Origin of the sequence: Okeania hirsuta, assembly GCF_003838195.1 — a bacterium.
Taxonomy (GTDB): domain Bacteria; phylum Cyanobacteriota; class Cyanobacteriia; order Cyanobacteriales; family Microcoleaceae; genus Okeania; species Okeania hirsuta.
This window is the reverse complement of sequence record NZ_RCBY01000177.1, coordinates 1-15,586: the sequence shown is the minus strand read 5'-3', so window position 1 is coordinate 15,586 and position 15,586 is coordinate 1. Positions and strand designations below refer to the sequence as shown.

13 protein-coding genes and 2 pseudogenes are annotated in these 15,586 nt (G+C 35.9%); 7 read left to right on the top strand and 8 right to left on the bottom strand.

From position 1 onward, the window contains the following. The first annotated feature begins 222 nt into the window (after nt 1–222). On the top strand, nt 223–714 hold the full coding sequence (locus D5R40_RS23475; protein ID WP_124147350.1) for an ureidoglycolate lyase: 492 nt from the start codon (nt 223–225) through the stop codon (nt 712–714). Nucleotides 715–1,010: 296 nt separating this feature from the next. On the opposite strand, the pseudogene tnpA reads toward D5R40_RS23475, so the two are convergent. Both tnpA and D5R40_RS23465 read right to left on the bottom strand, forming a co-directional pair. Further along, nucleotides 1,011–1,423: pseudogene (tnpA, locus tag D5R40_RS23470) on the bottom strand (IS200/IS605 family transposase). Between the two features lie 212 nt (nt 1,424–1,635). After that, nucleotides 1,636–2,487 carry a lysophospholipid acyltransferase family protein gene (locus D5R40_RS23465; protein ID WP_124147351.1) on the bottom strand — a complete coding sequence of 284 codons (852 nt, stop codon included), beginning with the start codon at nt 2,485–2,487 and terminating at the stop codon, nt 1,636–1,638. 707 nt (nt 2,488–3,194) lie between these two features. Between D5R40_RS23465 and D5R40_RS35935 the strand changes: the two genes are divergently transcribed. After that, on the top strand, nt 3,195–3,365 hold the full coding sequence (locus D5R40_RS35935) for a hypothetical protein (protein WP_161565052.1): 171 nt from the start codon (nt 3,195–3,197) through the stop codon (nt 3,363–3,365). 334 nt (nt 3,366–3,699) lie between these two features. Here the strand turns inward: D5R40_RS35935 and D5R40_RS23460 are convergent, their stop codons facing one another. Beyond that, nucleotides 3,700–5,394 (bottom strand): tetratricopeptide repeat protein, encoded by a 1,695-nt coding sequence (locus D5R40_RS23460; RefSeq protein WP_124155290.1) that lies wholly within the window; start codon nt 5,392–5,394, stop codon nt 3,700–3,702. A 1,694-nt stretch (nt 5,395–7,088) separates the two neighbouring features. Here D5R40_RS23460 and D5R40_RS35930 point away from each other — a divergent pair. Beyond that, nucleotides 7,089–7,307 carry a hypothetical protein gene (locus D5R40_RS35930; protein ID WP_124147353.1) on the top strand — a complete coding sequence of 73 codons (219 nt, stop codon included), beginning with the start codon at nt 7,089–7,091 and terminating at the stop codon, nt 7,305–7,307. Nucleotides 7,308–7,716: 409 nt separating this feature from the next. Beyond that, nucleotides 7,717–8,007: a Mo-dependent nitrogenase C-terminal domain-containing protein gene (locus D5R40_RS23450; protein ID WP_240039180.1), complete on the top strand. Its 291-nt coding sequence runs from the start codon at nt 7,717–7,719 to the stop codon at nt 8,005–8,007. A 293-nt stretch (nt 8,008–8,300) separates the two neighbouring features. On the opposite strand, the pseudogene purQ reads toward D5R40_RS23450, so the two are convergent. Further along, nucleotides 8,301–9,055, bottom strand: a pseudogene (purQ, locus tag D5R40_RS23445) (phosphoribosylformylglycinamidine synthase subunit PurQ). Between the two features lie 232 nt (nt 9,056–9,287). Further along, nucleotides 9,288–9,599: a phosphoribosylformylglycinamidine synthase subunit PurS gene (gene purS, locus D5R40_RS23440; RefSeq protein WP_124147356.1), complete on the bottom strand. Its 312-nt coding sequence runs from the start codon at nt 9,597–9,599 to the stop codon at nt 9,288–9,290. Nucleotides 9,600–9,679: 80 nt separating this feature from the next. On the opposite strand from purS, the gene D5R40_RS23435 reads away from it, so the two are divergent. Then, on the top strand, nt 9,680–10,063 hold the full coding sequence (locus D5R40_RS23435) for a Fur family transcriptional regulator (protein WP_124147357.1): 384 nt from the start codon (nt 9,680–9,682) through the stop codon (nt 10,061–10,063). 180 nt (nt 10,064–10,243) lie between these two features. Here the strand turns inward: D5R40_RS23435 and D5R40_RS23430 are convergent, their stop codons facing one another. Next, nucleotides 10,244–11,212, bottom strand: a complete 969-nt coding sequence (locus tag D5R40_RS23430) for an SPFH domain-containing protein (protein ID WP_124147358.1) — start codon at nt 11,210–11,212, stop codon at nt 10,244–10,246. Between the two features lie 29 nt (nt 11,213–11,241). Continuing rightward, entirely contained in the window at nt 11,242–11,706 is a 465-nt protein-coding gene (locus D5R40_RS23425; RefSeq protein WP_124147359.1) for an NfeD family protein, read from the bottom strand. Between the two features lie 306 nt (nt 11,707–12,012). Between D5R40_RS23425 and D5R40_RS23420 the strand changes: the two genes are divergently transcribed. Then, nucleotides 12,013–13,968, top strand: a complete 1,956-nt coding sequence (locus D5R40_RS23420; RefSeq protein ID WP_124147360.1) for a PP2C family protein-serine/threonine phosphatase — start codon at nt 12,013–12,015, stop codon at nt 13,966–13,968. Nucleotides 13,969–14,483: 515 nt separating this feature from the next. After that, nucleotides 14,484–14,705, top strand: coding sequence for a ferredoxin-thioredoxin reductase variable chain (locus tag D5R40_RS23415; RefSeq protein ID WP_124147361.1), 222 nt, complete (start codon nt 14,484–14,486; stop codon nt 14,703–14,705). A 167-nt stretch (nt 14,706–14,872) separates the two neighbouring features. Here the strand turns inward: D5R40_RS23415 and D5R40_RS23410 are convergent, their stop codons facing one another. Continuing rightward, nucleotides 14,873–15,115, bottom strand: a complete 243-nt coding sequence (locus D5R40_RS23410; RefSeq protein WP_124147362.1) for a hypothetical protein — start codon at nt 15,113–15,115, stop codon at nt 14,873–14,875. Nucleotides 15,116–15,586: the final 471 nt, after the last annotated feature.

The following is a 15,586-nucleotide window of genomic DNA, read 5'->3' as shown; positions in this document are numbered from 1 at the left end:
TATTTATTTATCACTGTTTAACCGGACATGATATAAGTAATTATCCGAACATGATTAAACCCGCCATAGAAAAGATACAGTAGATTCGGTCGTATAAGAAGTACAAATATTAATAATTAAATGTTCCCAGTGTGGGCATCTTGCCCCCTATGTGTGTATCTCACGCCTGGTCAAATCTACTGTAAAAAAAACTTGTATAGCTAAATTTTATAAGAATCAAAAATGAGTAAATCAATAGTAGTTAAACAACTGTTTGCCCAAGAAATTACACCAGAGAATTTTCGACCTTTTGGACAAGTAATTTGGGCAACAGGAGATGATAAACAATATAACCAAGACGATGCTCAATTAAATTTAGAAAATGGTACGCCACGATTCTATATTATGCGGTTATTTGGAAAAGACCGAAAATTTACTAAAATTACTCGTCATATAAAATGTACTCAATGTTTGGGTTCCCTAGAAGCTAAGGAATGGTTAATGGCAGTTGCTCCACCTTGTGTAGAGAATGCACCAAAATTAGAAGATGTAGTTGCTTTTAAAATTCCCGGGAATTGTTTTATTAAATTAGAGGTGGGAACCTGGCACGCGGGACCATATTCAGATTATGAATTTGTAGATTTTTACAACTTAGAATTGAGTGATACAAATGAGGTAGATCATTTTACTCATAACTTTGCTAAAAGTCATAATTTAGAGTTGGAAATTATTTAAGATTATTCTCCTTTTATGAAACCCTTGTAGGGATATTTCATGGAGTGTTCCTAAATTCTCTTGCACAAGATATTTAAATAGGTTTATTTCGTGGACTATCTACAAGTTGTCGGCGACAGTATTGGGTATAATAATATAAACTATTGTCAATATTTACTCATAAGAAGAATTAAATAATATGAATCAATGTCCGATATGTCATACGAAATATACAGAAGAAAAAGTTAATTATTGCTCCACTTGTAATTGGGATTTTACTCCATATCCAATTAGATTCGGCAATTCCCGACAGCAAATTAAATAGGTGTCGATTGATGTTCAACATATTCCTTTAATTGCTCAATAGTTACACCTGGTGCAGCTAGCAACAAAATCAGAACCCTTCCACAGTACAGGTTTCTTGTAAAACCTGGCTAGGTAATCAGCAAAGTCTCTCCTGATCAACCTACTAGAAACAGTTTTGAGATTTGCTATAAATTTGCTCAATTGAACTTTTGGGTTAAATGTGATTAATAAGTGTACATGGTCAACTTCACCATTAAACTCTACTAACTCACATTCCCACTTTTGACAGGTTTGATCAAATATTTTGTTCAATTGCTGTAGTATCTCAGAAGTAATTACTTTTTTTCGGTAGAAGAGTGACAAATACAATATGAACAGCAAGAGAGTAAACAGACCTAAAACCTTTATTATAGTTACTTGACATGATATAGCAGTAAATGTAAAATCAAAATATGATAATTACTTATTGCTATAAAATCAAGCCCACTTCAGTTCAATTATCTCTGTTTTAGAAGCTCCCGTTATAATCTCCGATTTAACGGGAGAGAACTTCACTAACTTTTCCCAGTTAAAACCAGAGTCTTTTGTTCAGAAAGAGAAGGCTAAAATTTCTTGGGCAATGAAATCAATACTAAATTATGAAGTTGATAACACTAATTGGTCTAATTCTTGTTGCATTCTAGTTATAACTCGCTCATAACAAGCATCAACATAATCGCGATCGCTAGCTGCCTCACGTCCATAACGCTCAAACACAATGGGAGGACAAACCCGAGTATTAATTTTTACTGGCAAAGGGAAATTAGGTAAAGGCCCAATAGCTAATCCCCAGGGTAATCCAATATAGATAGGAAACACTTCTGGATCGAGACTAAATAACCAAGGCAAACCCCATTCATGGAGCTGTTTCACTTGTTCATAAACATCTGCCAGCACTATTAAAGTATCGTGGGCACCATTAGAAATCATTGGCACAATAGGTACCTCTTCACGCAAAGCCAACTTAATAAAGCCTTTACGTCCAGCAAAATAGATTTTATCTCGCATAGAATGAGGACGGAAAACATCTGGGCCACCACCAGGATAAACAGCCACAGAGGCATTTCTTTGGAAAGCAGCGATCGCCATTTTCGGATGCGCTCTAACTGCTCCACATTGTACTGCTAAGGGAGTAGTAGGAAAAACAGACCAGGCATTCTGGTGCATAAGTCCATAAACCAAACGCTCTGTACCAAATCTTTTAAACCAGTCATACATACACATATGCATATCTGGAGCGGGTAAACCACCATTATGAGAGCCAACGATCAGTATTTTTTCATCTCTAGGAATATGATGCCACCCATCGGTTTGAACTCGAAAATAATAACGATAAAACCATTCCCATAATGGCATCAAAGATTTAATTACTTCTGGATCGCGGTCATCTAAAGACCAACCGTCATAAGGTTGACGAGAGTTTTGCTTATTGACAGTAAACACTGGCATCTATGAATATGAATTTGTTATTTTACTCGTAATTCTCATAATTATATCTTAGAATTAGAGAGCATCTATAAAAAAAATGTTAAGGCAAGGGAATTAAGAACAAAAAGGTGAGAATTATAAATATGTAGTTGAGACTATGTAGGCTTTTATATTTGTATCTAAACAAATAAAATTCTTTTGTACGGAGGCTCTATGAAACCTCCCTATTGGTTTGATAATATTCCTCGATCAATTGGTATTATACCAATTCCTAAAAATAATGCTTTTTTTATTGAAAACTTCAGTTATATGCTATTATCCCTGCAATTTAAAGATAGTATCTAAACCGGATTTAGTATAACTCCAGTTGATCAAAGGTTGATAATTTTTCTGATATCCAGTGTTATCTCTTTTCATAAATAAGCCATTTTACAGGATTTAGTTGATTGTGAAACCGTATTTAACCATATTTTTAATTGGCATAATGCAAGTATTCAAAAGTTCGTAATTTCTCTACTTCATTTGTGCAAAATCCCTACTTTAATAATTTTGTACAGTTAAGACATTTTTCTCTAAGTAAATTTATCTAGAAACTGATATTTCGGTAATTTTTTGATGATATAGATCACTATTCAGTTTGTTATTTGTCACAGTTATATTTTTACGGAAAAGAGTTAATAGAAGTTGTATCTATAAGTATGGATTTTAATTTTATGAGATTAATCAAAATGAATAATAATACATCTAAAGAAACACAACAAATTCCCAAAAGTTATAACAAAGAACAGATGAATGCAATAGCTAAAGCTATGATTGTCAGTTTTGCTTGGTCTTGGGCAGATTTATTGCAGGAAAATAAATCTAAAAACAACAATACTATTGATAATACGGCTTCATAACTAAATATTCTGTAGTGCAAGTATTTTTATACCAATTTCATAAAATATTGCAAAGCGTGACGACACAGGGAACAGGGAACACCGGAGCTGGGAACAGAGAAAGAAAAACATAAATATTAAAGAGGAAAAAAGGTGGAAATTTGAGAATTTATGGAATTTATAATTTTTTCTTTTAGGAATAAATCACAAATTAAGATGTAACTGCCTTTTTTGAATTTGGTATTAGGCAGATGAATACAATATGTCAGAAACTAAAAAAAGCCAAATTAAATTAGTTTTGCTAAACCCACCTAATATTCTTTTTAGGTGGGTAGTATACTCAACATTTTTTCAATTAACCTTGCATTCTTAACTGATTTTTTCTATTAAGTGCTTCTTGGTAATTAGGCTTAATTTCCAAAGCTATATTGTAAGAAATAACTGCTTTTTGAATATCTCCTAATTTTTCCAAAATTAATCCTCTTTTAAACCATATTTGATGATTACCTGGTCTTAAAGAAACTATTTGGTCGTAGGCAGCGATCGCTTCTTCATACTGCTCTAACTTTTCCATAATTGTAGCTAGTTCTGACCAAGCTTGATAATTATTAGGCCAAATCTTAATAGCTCGATTATAACTCATAGCAGCCTCTCGATCATTTCCCATTTTTGCTAAACATAATCCTCGTTGCAACCAAGCATCAAAATTATCAGACTGTTTAGCTATGACCAAATCATAAGCTGCTATTGCTTGAGAGTATTTTTGTAACTTTTCTAAAGCAGCTCCTCTTTGTAAACCAACTTTAGCAACAGAAACTCCTTGTTTTACACTCATTTCTATGACTTTATCATAAGCGGCTAATGCTGCTTCGTACTGCTGGAGTTTTTCTAATGCTTCTCCTCGAAAATTCCAAGCTTCTAAAAAATCTGGTTGGGTAGCAATAGCATTCCCATAGGCAATAAGAGCTTCATTGTACTTACTAAGTGCCATGAATGCTTTGCCTCGACCTAACCAAGATTCTGGATAATTAGAATTAATTGTAATTGCCTGATTAAAAGATTCTAATGCCTCATCATATTTAAATAAATCTAATAAAGTATGACCACGACTAATCCAAGCTTCCGGTAAATTAGAATTAATATTAATTGCTTTATCAAAACAAGCAATTCCTCCTTCTTTCCAATGATTTTTTAAAGCTAATCCTTTATAAAACCAAGCTTCATAATCATCTGGATTTAATTTAATTACTTTATTAAAAGAAGAGACTGAATCGTGATATTTGTGTAGTTTACTTTGAGCAATTCCTCGGTTAAACCAAGCTAAATAATTATCAGGCTGTAATTCTATTGCATGGTCGTAACTAGCTACTGCTTCAGCATAACGAAAAGTTTCAACTAAAGCTAATCCTCTATTTAACCAAATATGATAATTATCAGGTTGCAATTTTACAGCACAGTCATAAGCAGCTAATGCTTCAGCATATTTTTTTACATTTAATAAAGCTTGCCCTTGAGCATACCAAATTTCTCCCATCATCGGTTGTATTTTTAGTGATTTTTTATAACAGTGAATGGCAGCTTGATACTGTTTAAATTCAGCTAAAATAATACCTTTATTGTACCATAGTTCATAATTATTTTGGTTGACTTTTATTCCTTTGTCAAAGCAAGCGATCGCTTCTTCATACTGCTTTAAATTAGATAATACAACACCGTAACAATTCCAAGCATCATCATCGTTTGACTTGATAGATAGCGATCGCTTATAAGCTTCTATTGCTTGTTCATATGTTTGTAGTTTATAGAAACAATGACCTAGTTTTAACCAACCTATAGCCCAGTCTGGCTTGATTTTAACGGCATTTTCGTAGTAGGATATGGCTGACTCGTATCTGCCCATATTATACATTCTGTTGCCACGGTCATATTCTGGAAATGCAGAAAATATACTAAAAATTCCGTTAGACCCGGAGATGTTTTGGCTATTAGTATTGTCTAATGTTGTTAAAAGTGTCAATTTTTGGGATGATTTAAAATCAGTTTTGGTCATAATTTTTTTTCCTTAAGCTTGATAGAGTCTATCTCAAAATAGTATTATATCTTGTACATTTATTTAAAATCTACCTAGATGGTCTAAGTTTCACTAATCTATATATTTATATATCTTCAGAACAAAATGTAAACTATAGGTTTAGAAAAGCGATAGTCAACAAGTCAGGAGTTTAGAATAGCAACAGCAAAAGTGCTTCGCCCTTGCTGCTATATTAAAAAGTCTGTGTGAAGTGAAGTAATATCATGTCCGTTTAATTAGTTATAATAAAATTCTTAGGTCGTAGGTCTGAGGTCGTAAGTTCTAGGTGTAAATTCAAGTGAAAACACTGGAAACGGAGCACAAATTTGGGATATTACTTCAATATCGCTAATATTGCTTCAATAGAACATTTTTAACTTAATCATCCAGACATAGTATAATTCTGAAAGCAAACTATTTTTGAGTAATATCAAATCTGTTTAATTGCATATATTAGGAGAAGGAAGAAGGAAAAAAGAAAAATCTTGCATTGTCTGAGTTTTAAGCTTTTGATAGTCAAATACAGTAATGGTGACTACTGGTGACTACTATAGATCCAATGTGAGACCGATATGGAATAGTAAAATTTCTAGCAATACTGAACGTTTAAGGGTTTAGTATCCTCTACTGAGTTTGATATAACATCAAGACTGCAAACAAAAGAGGATTTGAGCAAAGTTTCACTACAAAAGAAAAAAACAAGGTTAGGTATGGCATTTGCTCGCGCACAACTACATTAACGCGGAGCGTTGCGTCAGCAGTATTGCCCATCAAATTGTCACAGAAGAACATGGCGATGAGATTACCTGCGATTCTACACTTGGGTAAGGGACAACATTTACAATTTTTTTTAACTATATTTATTACCATATATGTTATTTTTTTTCAACATCTTTAATATAATAAAAACTAATTAAATTTATATAAAATATTTATACTTGTGAATAATTAAGACGCGACAATTAGGTCGATTGGTGTAACAATCAAATAGGTGACAAAAACAGGTTAGCTATTATCCACTTTTAAATAAAGAGCTTAAAAGCATAACTAACCTATTTTTAGGCAAATAAATTTGCCTGAGCAATCTTAGATGTTTCTTTATGTTGTTCTGAAAATTGGAACTAGAGACTTTAAGTAGTAGGTCTCTCAAATATATTACTGCGGATCATTTTAATACAGGGGGGGACATAACCTCTGTCAAAATTGCGGTCAGGGTTTCCCGGGCTGAAAAGTCTTGCGTGGTCGCGTAAGCACAACGTCGGGAGTATATCAAATTTGTTGATGCCATGGAAAATAATTTAGTCTGAATACTTCTGCTGTTGAGGACAGTAAAAATTACTTACCAGATAATTGGGTTTAAAGCCTCGCCCATAAGCGGGCGACTTCTCATGTTATTATAAGATTGGTTTCAACACCCGTCTTGTCTCATAAATACTGTCGAAAAAAAGATTAGGTTGAAACTCCTTCAGTTGAGAGCTGAACTTGGGAAGCTTTCAGCTCAATGAGCAGTTTGCGCCTTGAAGGCACAAATAAACCCACAAGAATTTTTGATAAGTCGCGGGAGGGCATTCCGAGACTCTAAACGGACGTGGAGGCAAGCATAAGACTACTGTCAAATTAGCAGCCTAAGAAGCGTCAACCCACCGAAGAGCTACGGCTCAGTAGGAATCTCCGTGCCTTTAGGCCGCAGAGGATGTCAAAGCATCCTCAGACTATTTGCAATCAACCCCTCTGGTCACTTAGACCTCTTCACATTAGTGTGTGAGGAAAAATTCTACTGGAAAATCAAAAGTCAATATCTTGAAGAAGTAGTCAGGAGTCAGGTAGAGAAGCCATCAGAAGAATGCGACCTATGGAATTCTCACCCTACCAAGCGCATTTACAGCGTGTAGATGGTGAAGTCTTAAACCCATAAGGGAAAAGATAATTAACTTTTGATTTTTGCCAATTAAATTAATCGATCATAACTATTGACATATTACTTTTCCGGTAAAGTAAAAAAATTCACTGTAGAACTCTTATAGAGACCTAAACGCAAGTATTAATTTGAGAAAGCGAGTGTGTAATTCTGAGATCTTCTCATAATGTAAGACAGACTTAAGATATGCGGTCGGATTTACCGTGAATGCCTGTGGACGGAGTGCTGCTGACAGTTCCGCAAGAAGCAGGAAGTAAACATCATAGCTGTCACTCGATGTGACTCTTTGTATCGGTTTTATAAAGCAGTCTTGAGACGCTATGCAAAATCTAGTAAAAACAGGGGTATAGATGAAGCCCCAAAACATTAACATTCTAAATACTATGACGGCTCGTATGTATACTACAGTACCTAAATTTCAGCCATTAAAACCCTTGCGACAATGGCTAGATCATATAGAAATTAACAATCCCAAATTAGCAAGATTTCTGTGCCAGTTAATTCCCAGTCAGTGCCCTTTTGAGCGCGATATCACTTTTTTTGGTCATATCTTGTTTCATATTCCTCCCATGTGCAAACTTAACCCTCTTTATGATGAATTAATTGGTTTGAGGTTTAGAGCTTTGTGTTATTTAGCGGATATTTGTGGAGAAGATGTTACCTCATACTGCTAGTCTTGGAAGCAATAATCAAACCCATTTTCACCAATAAATTAAGTCCAAAGCCTCCCCTTGAAAGGGGATAAAAAAGGAAATTTCGGATTTTCTTACCTCCCTATTGCAGGAGGTACTGTTAACTGATAACTGATAGTGTAGCTCCTCTGTAAAGAGGCTAACTGATAACTGAAATGACCGCTTTTTATGTTGGCGAAAACCGAAAAGTCAAAGCTTTCCCAGTTAAAAATTAATCAATTGAAATCAACTTTTATTCTATGGGAAAGCTATGAGATACTTGACTGTAGCTAAATTCAAACCACAGCCATTAATAATCCCTTAAATAATTTGATGCCATCTGTATCACCTAACATTGGGTCTGATGCTCTCTCTGGATGAGGCATCATTCCCAACACATTGCCTTGACGGTTGCAGATCCCAGCAATATTATTAAGAGATCCATTGGGATTAGCTACTTGACTAATTTCACCATTTTCCGTACAGTAACGAAATAAAATTTGACGATTATTCTCTAATTCTTTCAACGTTTCTGTATCAGCATAATAACGACCTTCACCATGAGCTATTGGTAAACGAATCACTTCTCCTTTTGTATAAGTAGATGTCCAAGCAGTATCAGAGTTTTCTACTTTGACCGGAACTCGATCGCAAATAAAATTTAATTGCTGATTTCTGACTAATGCTCCTGGCAACAGTCCTATTTCTGTCAATATCTGGAAACCATTACAGATACCTAATACTAACTTACCTTTTTGGGCATGAGCAACAGTTGCTGCCATGACTGGAGAAAAACGAGCGATCGCTCCGCATCTGAGATAGTCATGGCAGCAACAGTTGCTGCCATGACTGGAGAAAAACGAGCGATCGCTCCGCATCTGAGATAGTCGCCATAGCTGAAACCTCCAGGGATAACTATTACATCTAGACCGGAAATATTTTCTTCTTGATGCCAAACCATGCGAGTTGGTTGACCTAATAAACTTTGAGTTACCCAAGCTACATCCCGATCGCAGTTGGAACCGGGAAACACAATAATACCAAACTTCATATTAATTTCAATGATAGTTGCTATACTCTGAAAGTGTGAGACTTCAGGTGTTATTGCAGATTTTTCAAGAGTACTATGCACTAGCAACTAGGTCTAAAACTCCACTTTCACAACTGATGTCCACAGTTTCACCTAAAATCTACCACCTAAAACCTAGCACCTTCTTTGACAGTTTCCATTAAACATCTCCAAAAATCAAAAATAAAATCAATTCTGATCCATAAATTATCAATTATTTCTCCATGTTGCCTGTTGCCTGTTGCCTGTTGCCTGTTGCCTCTTTTCTGGAGATGTCTATTAAATCAAAACGATAATTTTCAATGACAGGATTAGCTAATAGTCGATCGCAGATTAATTCTAGTTGTTCCTTAGCTGTTGCTTCATCAGTTGCCTGAAGCATCAACTCAATATATTTACCAATTCTAATTTGTTCTACATTGTCATATCCCATCTGTGCCAACCCAGATTTAACTGCAGTACCAGCAGGATCTAAAACAGATGGTCTTAGGGTAACATATATATGTGCCTGATATTGTTTTGTCACGAGATTAAAAAATATTAGATTTCAACTGACCACGTTAGATATTATCAGTTAAGTTCTATTCATAGTTAACCACATTAGCCATGAAATCCAATCGTACCCGGTCTCAAGAGCGTATTTTAAAGCTATTAAAAATCCAGAAGCGATCGCTATCTGCTCAGGATATTTATTCAGCACTGCGCGAATGTGACCAACCTCTGGGATTAGCAACAGTCTATCGTTCTTTAGATGCCCTCAAACAAGAAGGGGTAGTAATTGTCCGGACTTTGGCCAATGGCGAATCTGTATATAGTTGCTTACAGCAAAACCAACATCATCTGACCTGTGTAAAATGTGGGACTTCTATTCCTATTTATGAATGTCCTGTCCATAATTTAGAAAATAAATTACAGAAGTCCCACAAATTTAAGATTTTTTATCACACTTTAGAGTTTTTTGGACTTTGTGACAGTTGTACTTTAACTTGAAGAAGGAGTCAGGAGACAGAAGACAGGAGACAGAATAAATTGCATGGGGATAGTCAACGACCGGCCACTTCATGTCTTAATAACCCCAAATAATTGTAGACACCGGGGGTGATGATGGGAATTTATACCCCATAAAGCTTCCTTCCAGGAGACAGTTCCGATGAGCAAAGCCAAAAAATTCTACTGACTTTGAACTGAATTTTTGCCATCTGCCACAATGGAACGCATACCTTCCAAAGTTGCTGGAATATTTCGGGGGTCCATGAACATAACTTTACTACTGTCACTACTACCAATTTTCTGACCCATATCCAAATAGTTTTGAGCCAATAAAAATTGGAGTGCTTCTTTAGCATTGGGGTCTTTATGGAGGGTTTTAGTAATAATTTCTAGTGCTTCTGAAGTTGCAGAAGCTCTTAATACTTGAGATTGACGTTCAGCTTGAGCTTTAAGAATAATTGCTTTTTGTTGTGCTTCTGCTTCTAAAATAGTTGCTTTTTGACGAGCTTCAGCATCAAGAACTTGTGATTCTGCTTTACCTCTAGCAGAGTTAATTGCAGAATCTCTTTCCCCTTCTGAAGTTAAAATTGCTGCCCGTTTTTGTCGCTCCGCAGTCATCTGTAATTCCATAGAATCTTGCACTGCTTTTGAGGGACTAATATCTCGTAATTCTACCCTAGTTACTTTCACTCCCCAAGGGTCAGTAGCTATGTCTAATTCTCTGAGAAGAACTTCATTAATTTCTGTGCGAGCTGTAAAAGTTTGGTCTAATTCTAACTTACCCATTTCTGCCCGAATTTGAGTTAAAACTAGATTAACCATTGCAGATTTAAGGTCTTCGACTTTGTAGTAGGCTTTTTCCAAATCCATAATCCGCCAATAAACCACAGCATCTACACTAATTGCTACGTTATCTCTAGTAATACATGGTTGAGGTGGAATATCTAATACTTTTTCCCGAATTGTTTCTTGATAAGAAATTCTATCTAAAAATGGGATAATAAATTTCAAACCAGCATCTAATTTTCTGCCATTATATTTACCTAAAGTTTCTACTAAAGCTTCGTTTCCTTGATTAATAACTTTGACACTTCCGGCTAAACTTGAACCACCTAAAGCTAAAAAGACTAACAAAAAAAACTGTTCCATTTTTAATCTCCTAATTATCTAATTAGTTGTTATCTCAATTGACTTTGGTGAGGGAGATAAACTGAAGAATTTAATAAATTTTCTGGCAGTACAAATAAAGTATTACCTTCACGTCTAACGACAATAACTTTTTCATGAGCAGCGATCGTGCTACTTTCATCGTCACATTTTGCCCGCCAAGAATTACCTTCATAAATTACTCGACCAGGCTGGCCTGGTAATATTTCTGTTAAAGTTTCTGCTTCCTGAGCATCTGCAATAGTCGCCACTGTATGATTGGGCAACAGGCGACGGAAGGCAAGAATAGAAGCTACAGAAAAAATCATCCACAAGGCCACTTGTACGCTAATACTAGGAATTAAGAGGGACACTCCTGCCACAACAAAGGCACTTAGTCCCATCATAAATTCAACAAAGGCTGTGGGTACGAGGAGTTCTAAAAAACAAAGAATTGACCCAGCCAGTAACCAAAATATCGTTGGATTTAATAGCATGGATAAATGGGAGTGGTGAGGTTAAATTTATGAGTGATTTTTCAGTAAAATTACTGTAGTTTGCTTTCATCACTAGCTAAAATTATTTCTTGACAAATAGTCAAGTATATAATTTATTTTATTCTGAAATTTATGAAGATAACTTCTATCTCAACATATCTTTGCGTCTTGACACAAAGAAATTCAGTTTGGAACCCTCCTAAATTATTTATCAACACCGAAAAAAACAATTCCTTATATAAGTTCTCAAATTAATATTTCTAGTATAATTTTTAATTTTTAATTTTTAAATATTGAGTTAATAAAATGTCTTCTACCCCACTAATTCATTGCCCAAATATTAACTGTCCTCATCCGGCCAATTCCTGGGGTCGCCAAGAGTGCGAAGCTTGCCAAACTCAATTAATCTATCGCTATTTATGGGCTGTTGATGCCGGAGTTGAGATTCCTGTTGGGGAGTTTCTGGGCGATCGCTACTATGTTGTAGCTCCACAAGTTTGGCTGGATACTAAACCTGCTCAACCTCCTTTTATGTATGAGGAGTTACCAGATAATATAACGCCATATTTACATTTATATCCCTATAAACTCCATACACCAGGGTTATATGGTTTTTATCAATATGGAGAAGAAGCTTATCCTAGAGACATTCTGTTGTTAGACAATGTTCCTCTAGACTCTCAAGGTCAGTTGTATCCTGCTTTTGTAGAGGCTTGGCCTACAGCAACTCCTGTACGTCAAGTTTACTGGTTATGGCAAATAATGCAGTTATGGAAACCTTTATCAAAAGAGCGCATGGCTTTCAGTCTTTTGACAAATAGTTTAAGGGTCGAAGGTTGGCGGTTACGACTATTAGAGTTGGACTTACAAAACCGTAACACTAAACATAGAGATTTAAGGATTTTTTGGTCTAATTTGATTCCTACTGCTCATACTCATATCCAACAGCCATTACAAGAGATTTGTCAGATGATTGGAGATATTGGGGAATCTCTGGAGGCGATCGCCCCTAAATTGAACCAACTCCTATTGGAACAGGCGGCCAAATTACCATTAAGTGCAGAAATAGTAGGAGCTACGGATACTGGGCCTGTGCGTCTCCATAATGAAGATTGTTGTTATCCAACGGAACAAGATTTAGCTAGCAAGCAATTGGTGCCCCATTTAGCAATGATTTGTGATGGGGTAGGTGGCCATGATGGCGGAGAGGTAGCTAGTCAACTAGCAGTACAGTCCATTAAAAGATTAGTACAAAATCTATTGACAGAAGTAGCCCAACAACAGGATTTAACTTCACCAGATTTGGTAATGAAACAACTTGAGGAAATTATTCGGGTAGTCAATAACATGATTGCCACTGAGAATAATGAACAAGGAAGAGAGTCCCGACAACGTATGGGCACAACATTAGTTATGGCGCTACAGTTGCCCCAACAGGTAAAACCTTCTCTAGAATCAAATCCGAATAATGCCCATGAATTGTACATAGCTAATTTGGGAGATAGTCGTGCCTATTGGCTAACTAAAAATGCTTGTCAATTGTTGACTGTGGATGATGATGTGGCTTCTAGGGAGGTGTGTCTCGGTCATTGTCTGTATTGGCAGGCATTACAACGTCGTGATGCGGGTGCCCTGACTCAGGCTCTTGGTACGAGGGATGGGGAGTTTATTTGTCCCACTATTCAAAGATTTTTGATTGAAGAAGAGGGTTTATTGTTATTATGCTCGGATGGTCTGAGTGATAATGATTGGGTTGAGAAGTCTTGGACTGAGTATACTCCTGGGATTTTTCGAGGTGAATTTTCTCTCAAGCAGGCAGTTGAGTATTTGATTGAGTTGGCGAATGATAAAAATGGTCACGATAATACTTCGGTGGTGCTTGCCCACTATCGTATTTCTCCAGAACAGTTGATTTTATTGAATAATCCTACAGCAAGACCTCTGGAAAAGGAGGTAATGCCAGAATTATCTGAAGCTTCTAAAGCACTTCTTTATAGTGATGATGATGAAGTTTCGGAGCTTAAACCTGAAGCTGATCTTAACTCTGGCCCTGATTCTGAGGTGGAGGCTATGCCAAAATCTCCAAGGTTAAAACCGTGGATGTTTATGGTTGGTTTATTGTTGATATTATCTGTAGGGGCATTTGTAGCGGTGTGGCGCAATTGGGAAAATTTTCGCTCAAATCCTAATGATGCTCCTGCATCTTCGGAAAGTCCAATGATACCTGAGCCTTCGGAAGCTCCTATTTCTCCTGATTCTTAATGTTTAATTTTGGACTTATAGCTGAGATACTAATTTTTGTCGCTCTTTTTACCTCTTTTCAATGTTCTCTGTCCCCTAGCTCCAAGATATTTTCTGCACAAGTCAAACAGGACTGCTATATAGATTAATTGATAGTAATTTGAAGTTTAATATTATGTTTATAGTTGATTAAAAAATTGTTCAACGTGAAATTGATGTAGATTTAGGGTTGGTTTTATGAAAGAATAGGAAGATTCTTAAAGCTAGTGTAATTTATTCTTGGAGTTACATTAGTTAAAAAGCGTTTCCTGACGGAATGCTTCCCTACGGGATGCTACGCAAACGCAAACAGCAATTGGTGTATTCAGCTTAGATTTTACTAAAACTGAGAGAAATACAATTTAAAAAGGGATTTAAACCCCTCTTAAATTATTCGGCTTCTACAAGTCGGGGATTTCAATCCCAGCTGATAGCTGAAAGCTTTTAGCCCAGAGCTAGTTAAATTTCTAGGAGATGATAGTATAAGGTTTTAATATATGAAAGTAGGCGATCGTGTTCGCGTTAATCAATCTGTTGTTGTTTATATTCATCCTGAAAATAGAGGACAACCATTCGATCTTAAAGATGAGGAGGGAGAAGTTATTGGTATTGTCAATGAATGGAAGGGCAGACCAGTTAGCGCTAATCTACCAATTCTTGTCAAATTTACAGAAAAATTTAAAGTTCATCTGAAGGAAGAGGAATTAGAACTTATATAGCAGAAGGACGAAGGCTTTAGTTATCTAGGAGAGAAGGAATCAGAAAAAATATGGCGTTATCTGAGTTTTAAGCTTTTGATATGTCCGCGCCCTTTCCTTGGACTACTATAGAATAACTTAAGGTTAATACTAATAGGATTTATGGGGCATTGTCCCCATTTATTTTCCTATTTTTTGACTTTAGGGTGAATTAATTGCAAGAAAAAACCTAAAATATTAATATCACTCCGCATTTTTTGTAGTTCTTTTTGGTGTTGTTCAGCTATCTCATAATACCACTGACAATAATTTTGAAAATTTTCTCTATATTTTACCTCCTGATAAAATTCCTGAGTAGTTTGAGAAATTTGAAAAATTTCTGTAGCAGGTGAATTTGTTTCTGGAAAGATGCTTCTTAATTCTGGAGGCATTGATTTCATTCCTAAATAGTAAAGATAAGTAAGAAAAAATAGGGAAGGGGTAAATTGTATATTTTATCCCTTAATTCAAATACATAAGTTGATATAAAAATTAAACCTTTTGTTTATTCTAAAAATTGTTAAAAGCATCTTGTATAACTTAGCAAATTTTTTCTCTGTTGACAAAAAATAAGGTCTCAAGCCTCTCCTTTTAAGGGGATAAAAAGCGGTCGATCTTCGGAGCTTCCCAAAGAGTGGGATGGCGATCTTCGGAGCGGGTCTGCAAGAACGGGTCTCCCCGCCATATCCAATCGACCAAGGGAAAGAAAATTCTGAATTTCAAGCCTCCTGCTTAAGCCGGAGGTACTGATAGCCTAGTGGGACCTAAACATTTTATGGTCGAAAAATGGCGCTCGTGTCATATCATGTCCGGTAGCATCGGTCTTGTATAGCAAAGGTAAGGAAGAAGGAAGAAGGAAGAAG

What these genes read in the sequence shown, in the direction of transcription:
- D5R40_RS35935 (WP_161565052.1), top strand. Translation starts at nt 3,195, where the DNA reads ATGAATAATAATACATCTAAAGAAACACAACAAATTCCCAAAAGTTAT.
- D5R40_RS23465 (WP_124147351.1), bottom strand. Translation starts at nt 2,487, where the DNA reads ATGCCAGTGTTTACTGTCAATAAGCAAAACTCTCGTCAACCTTATGAC.
- D5R40_RS23430 (WP_124147358.1), bottom strand. Translation starts at nt 11,212, where the DNA reads ATGGAACAGTTTTTTTTGTTAGTCTTTTTAGCTTTAGGTGGTTCAAGT.
- D5R40_RS23415 (WP_124147361.1), top strand. Translation starts at nt 14,484, where the DNA reads ATGAAAGTAGGCGATCGTGTTCGCGTTAATCAATCTGTTGTTGTTTAT.
- D5R40_RS23420 (WP_124147360.1), top strand. Translation starts at nt 12,013, where the DNA reads ATGTCTTCTACCCCACTAATTCATTGCCCAAATATTAACTGTCCTCAT.
- D5R40_RS23410 (WP_124147362.1), bottom strand. Translation starts at nt 15,115, where the DNA reads ATGCCTCCAGAATTAAGAAGCATCTTTCCAGAAACAAATTCACCTGCT.
- D5R40_RS23450 (WP_240039180.1), top strand. Translation starts at nt 7,717, where the DNA reads ATGACGGCTCGTATGTATACTACAGTACCTAAATTTCAGCCATTAAAA.
- D5R40_RS23475 (WP_124147350.1), top strand. Translation starts at nt 223, where the DNA reads ATGAGTAAATCAATAGTAGTTAAACAACTGTTTGCCCAAGAAATTACA.
- D5R40_RS23435 (WP_124147357.1), top strand. Translation starts at nt 9,680, where the DNA reads ATGAAATCCAATCGTACCCGGTCTCAAGAGCGTATTTTAAAGCTATTA.
- D5R40_RS23425 (WP_124147359.1), bottom strand. Translation starts at nt 11,706, where the DNA reads ATGCTATTAAATCCAACGATATTTTGGTTACTGGCTGGGTCAATTCTT.
- D5R40_RS23460 (WP_124155290.1), bottom strand. Translation starts at nt 5,394, where the DNA reads ATGACCAAAACTGATTTTAAATCATCCCAAAAATTGACACTTTTAACA.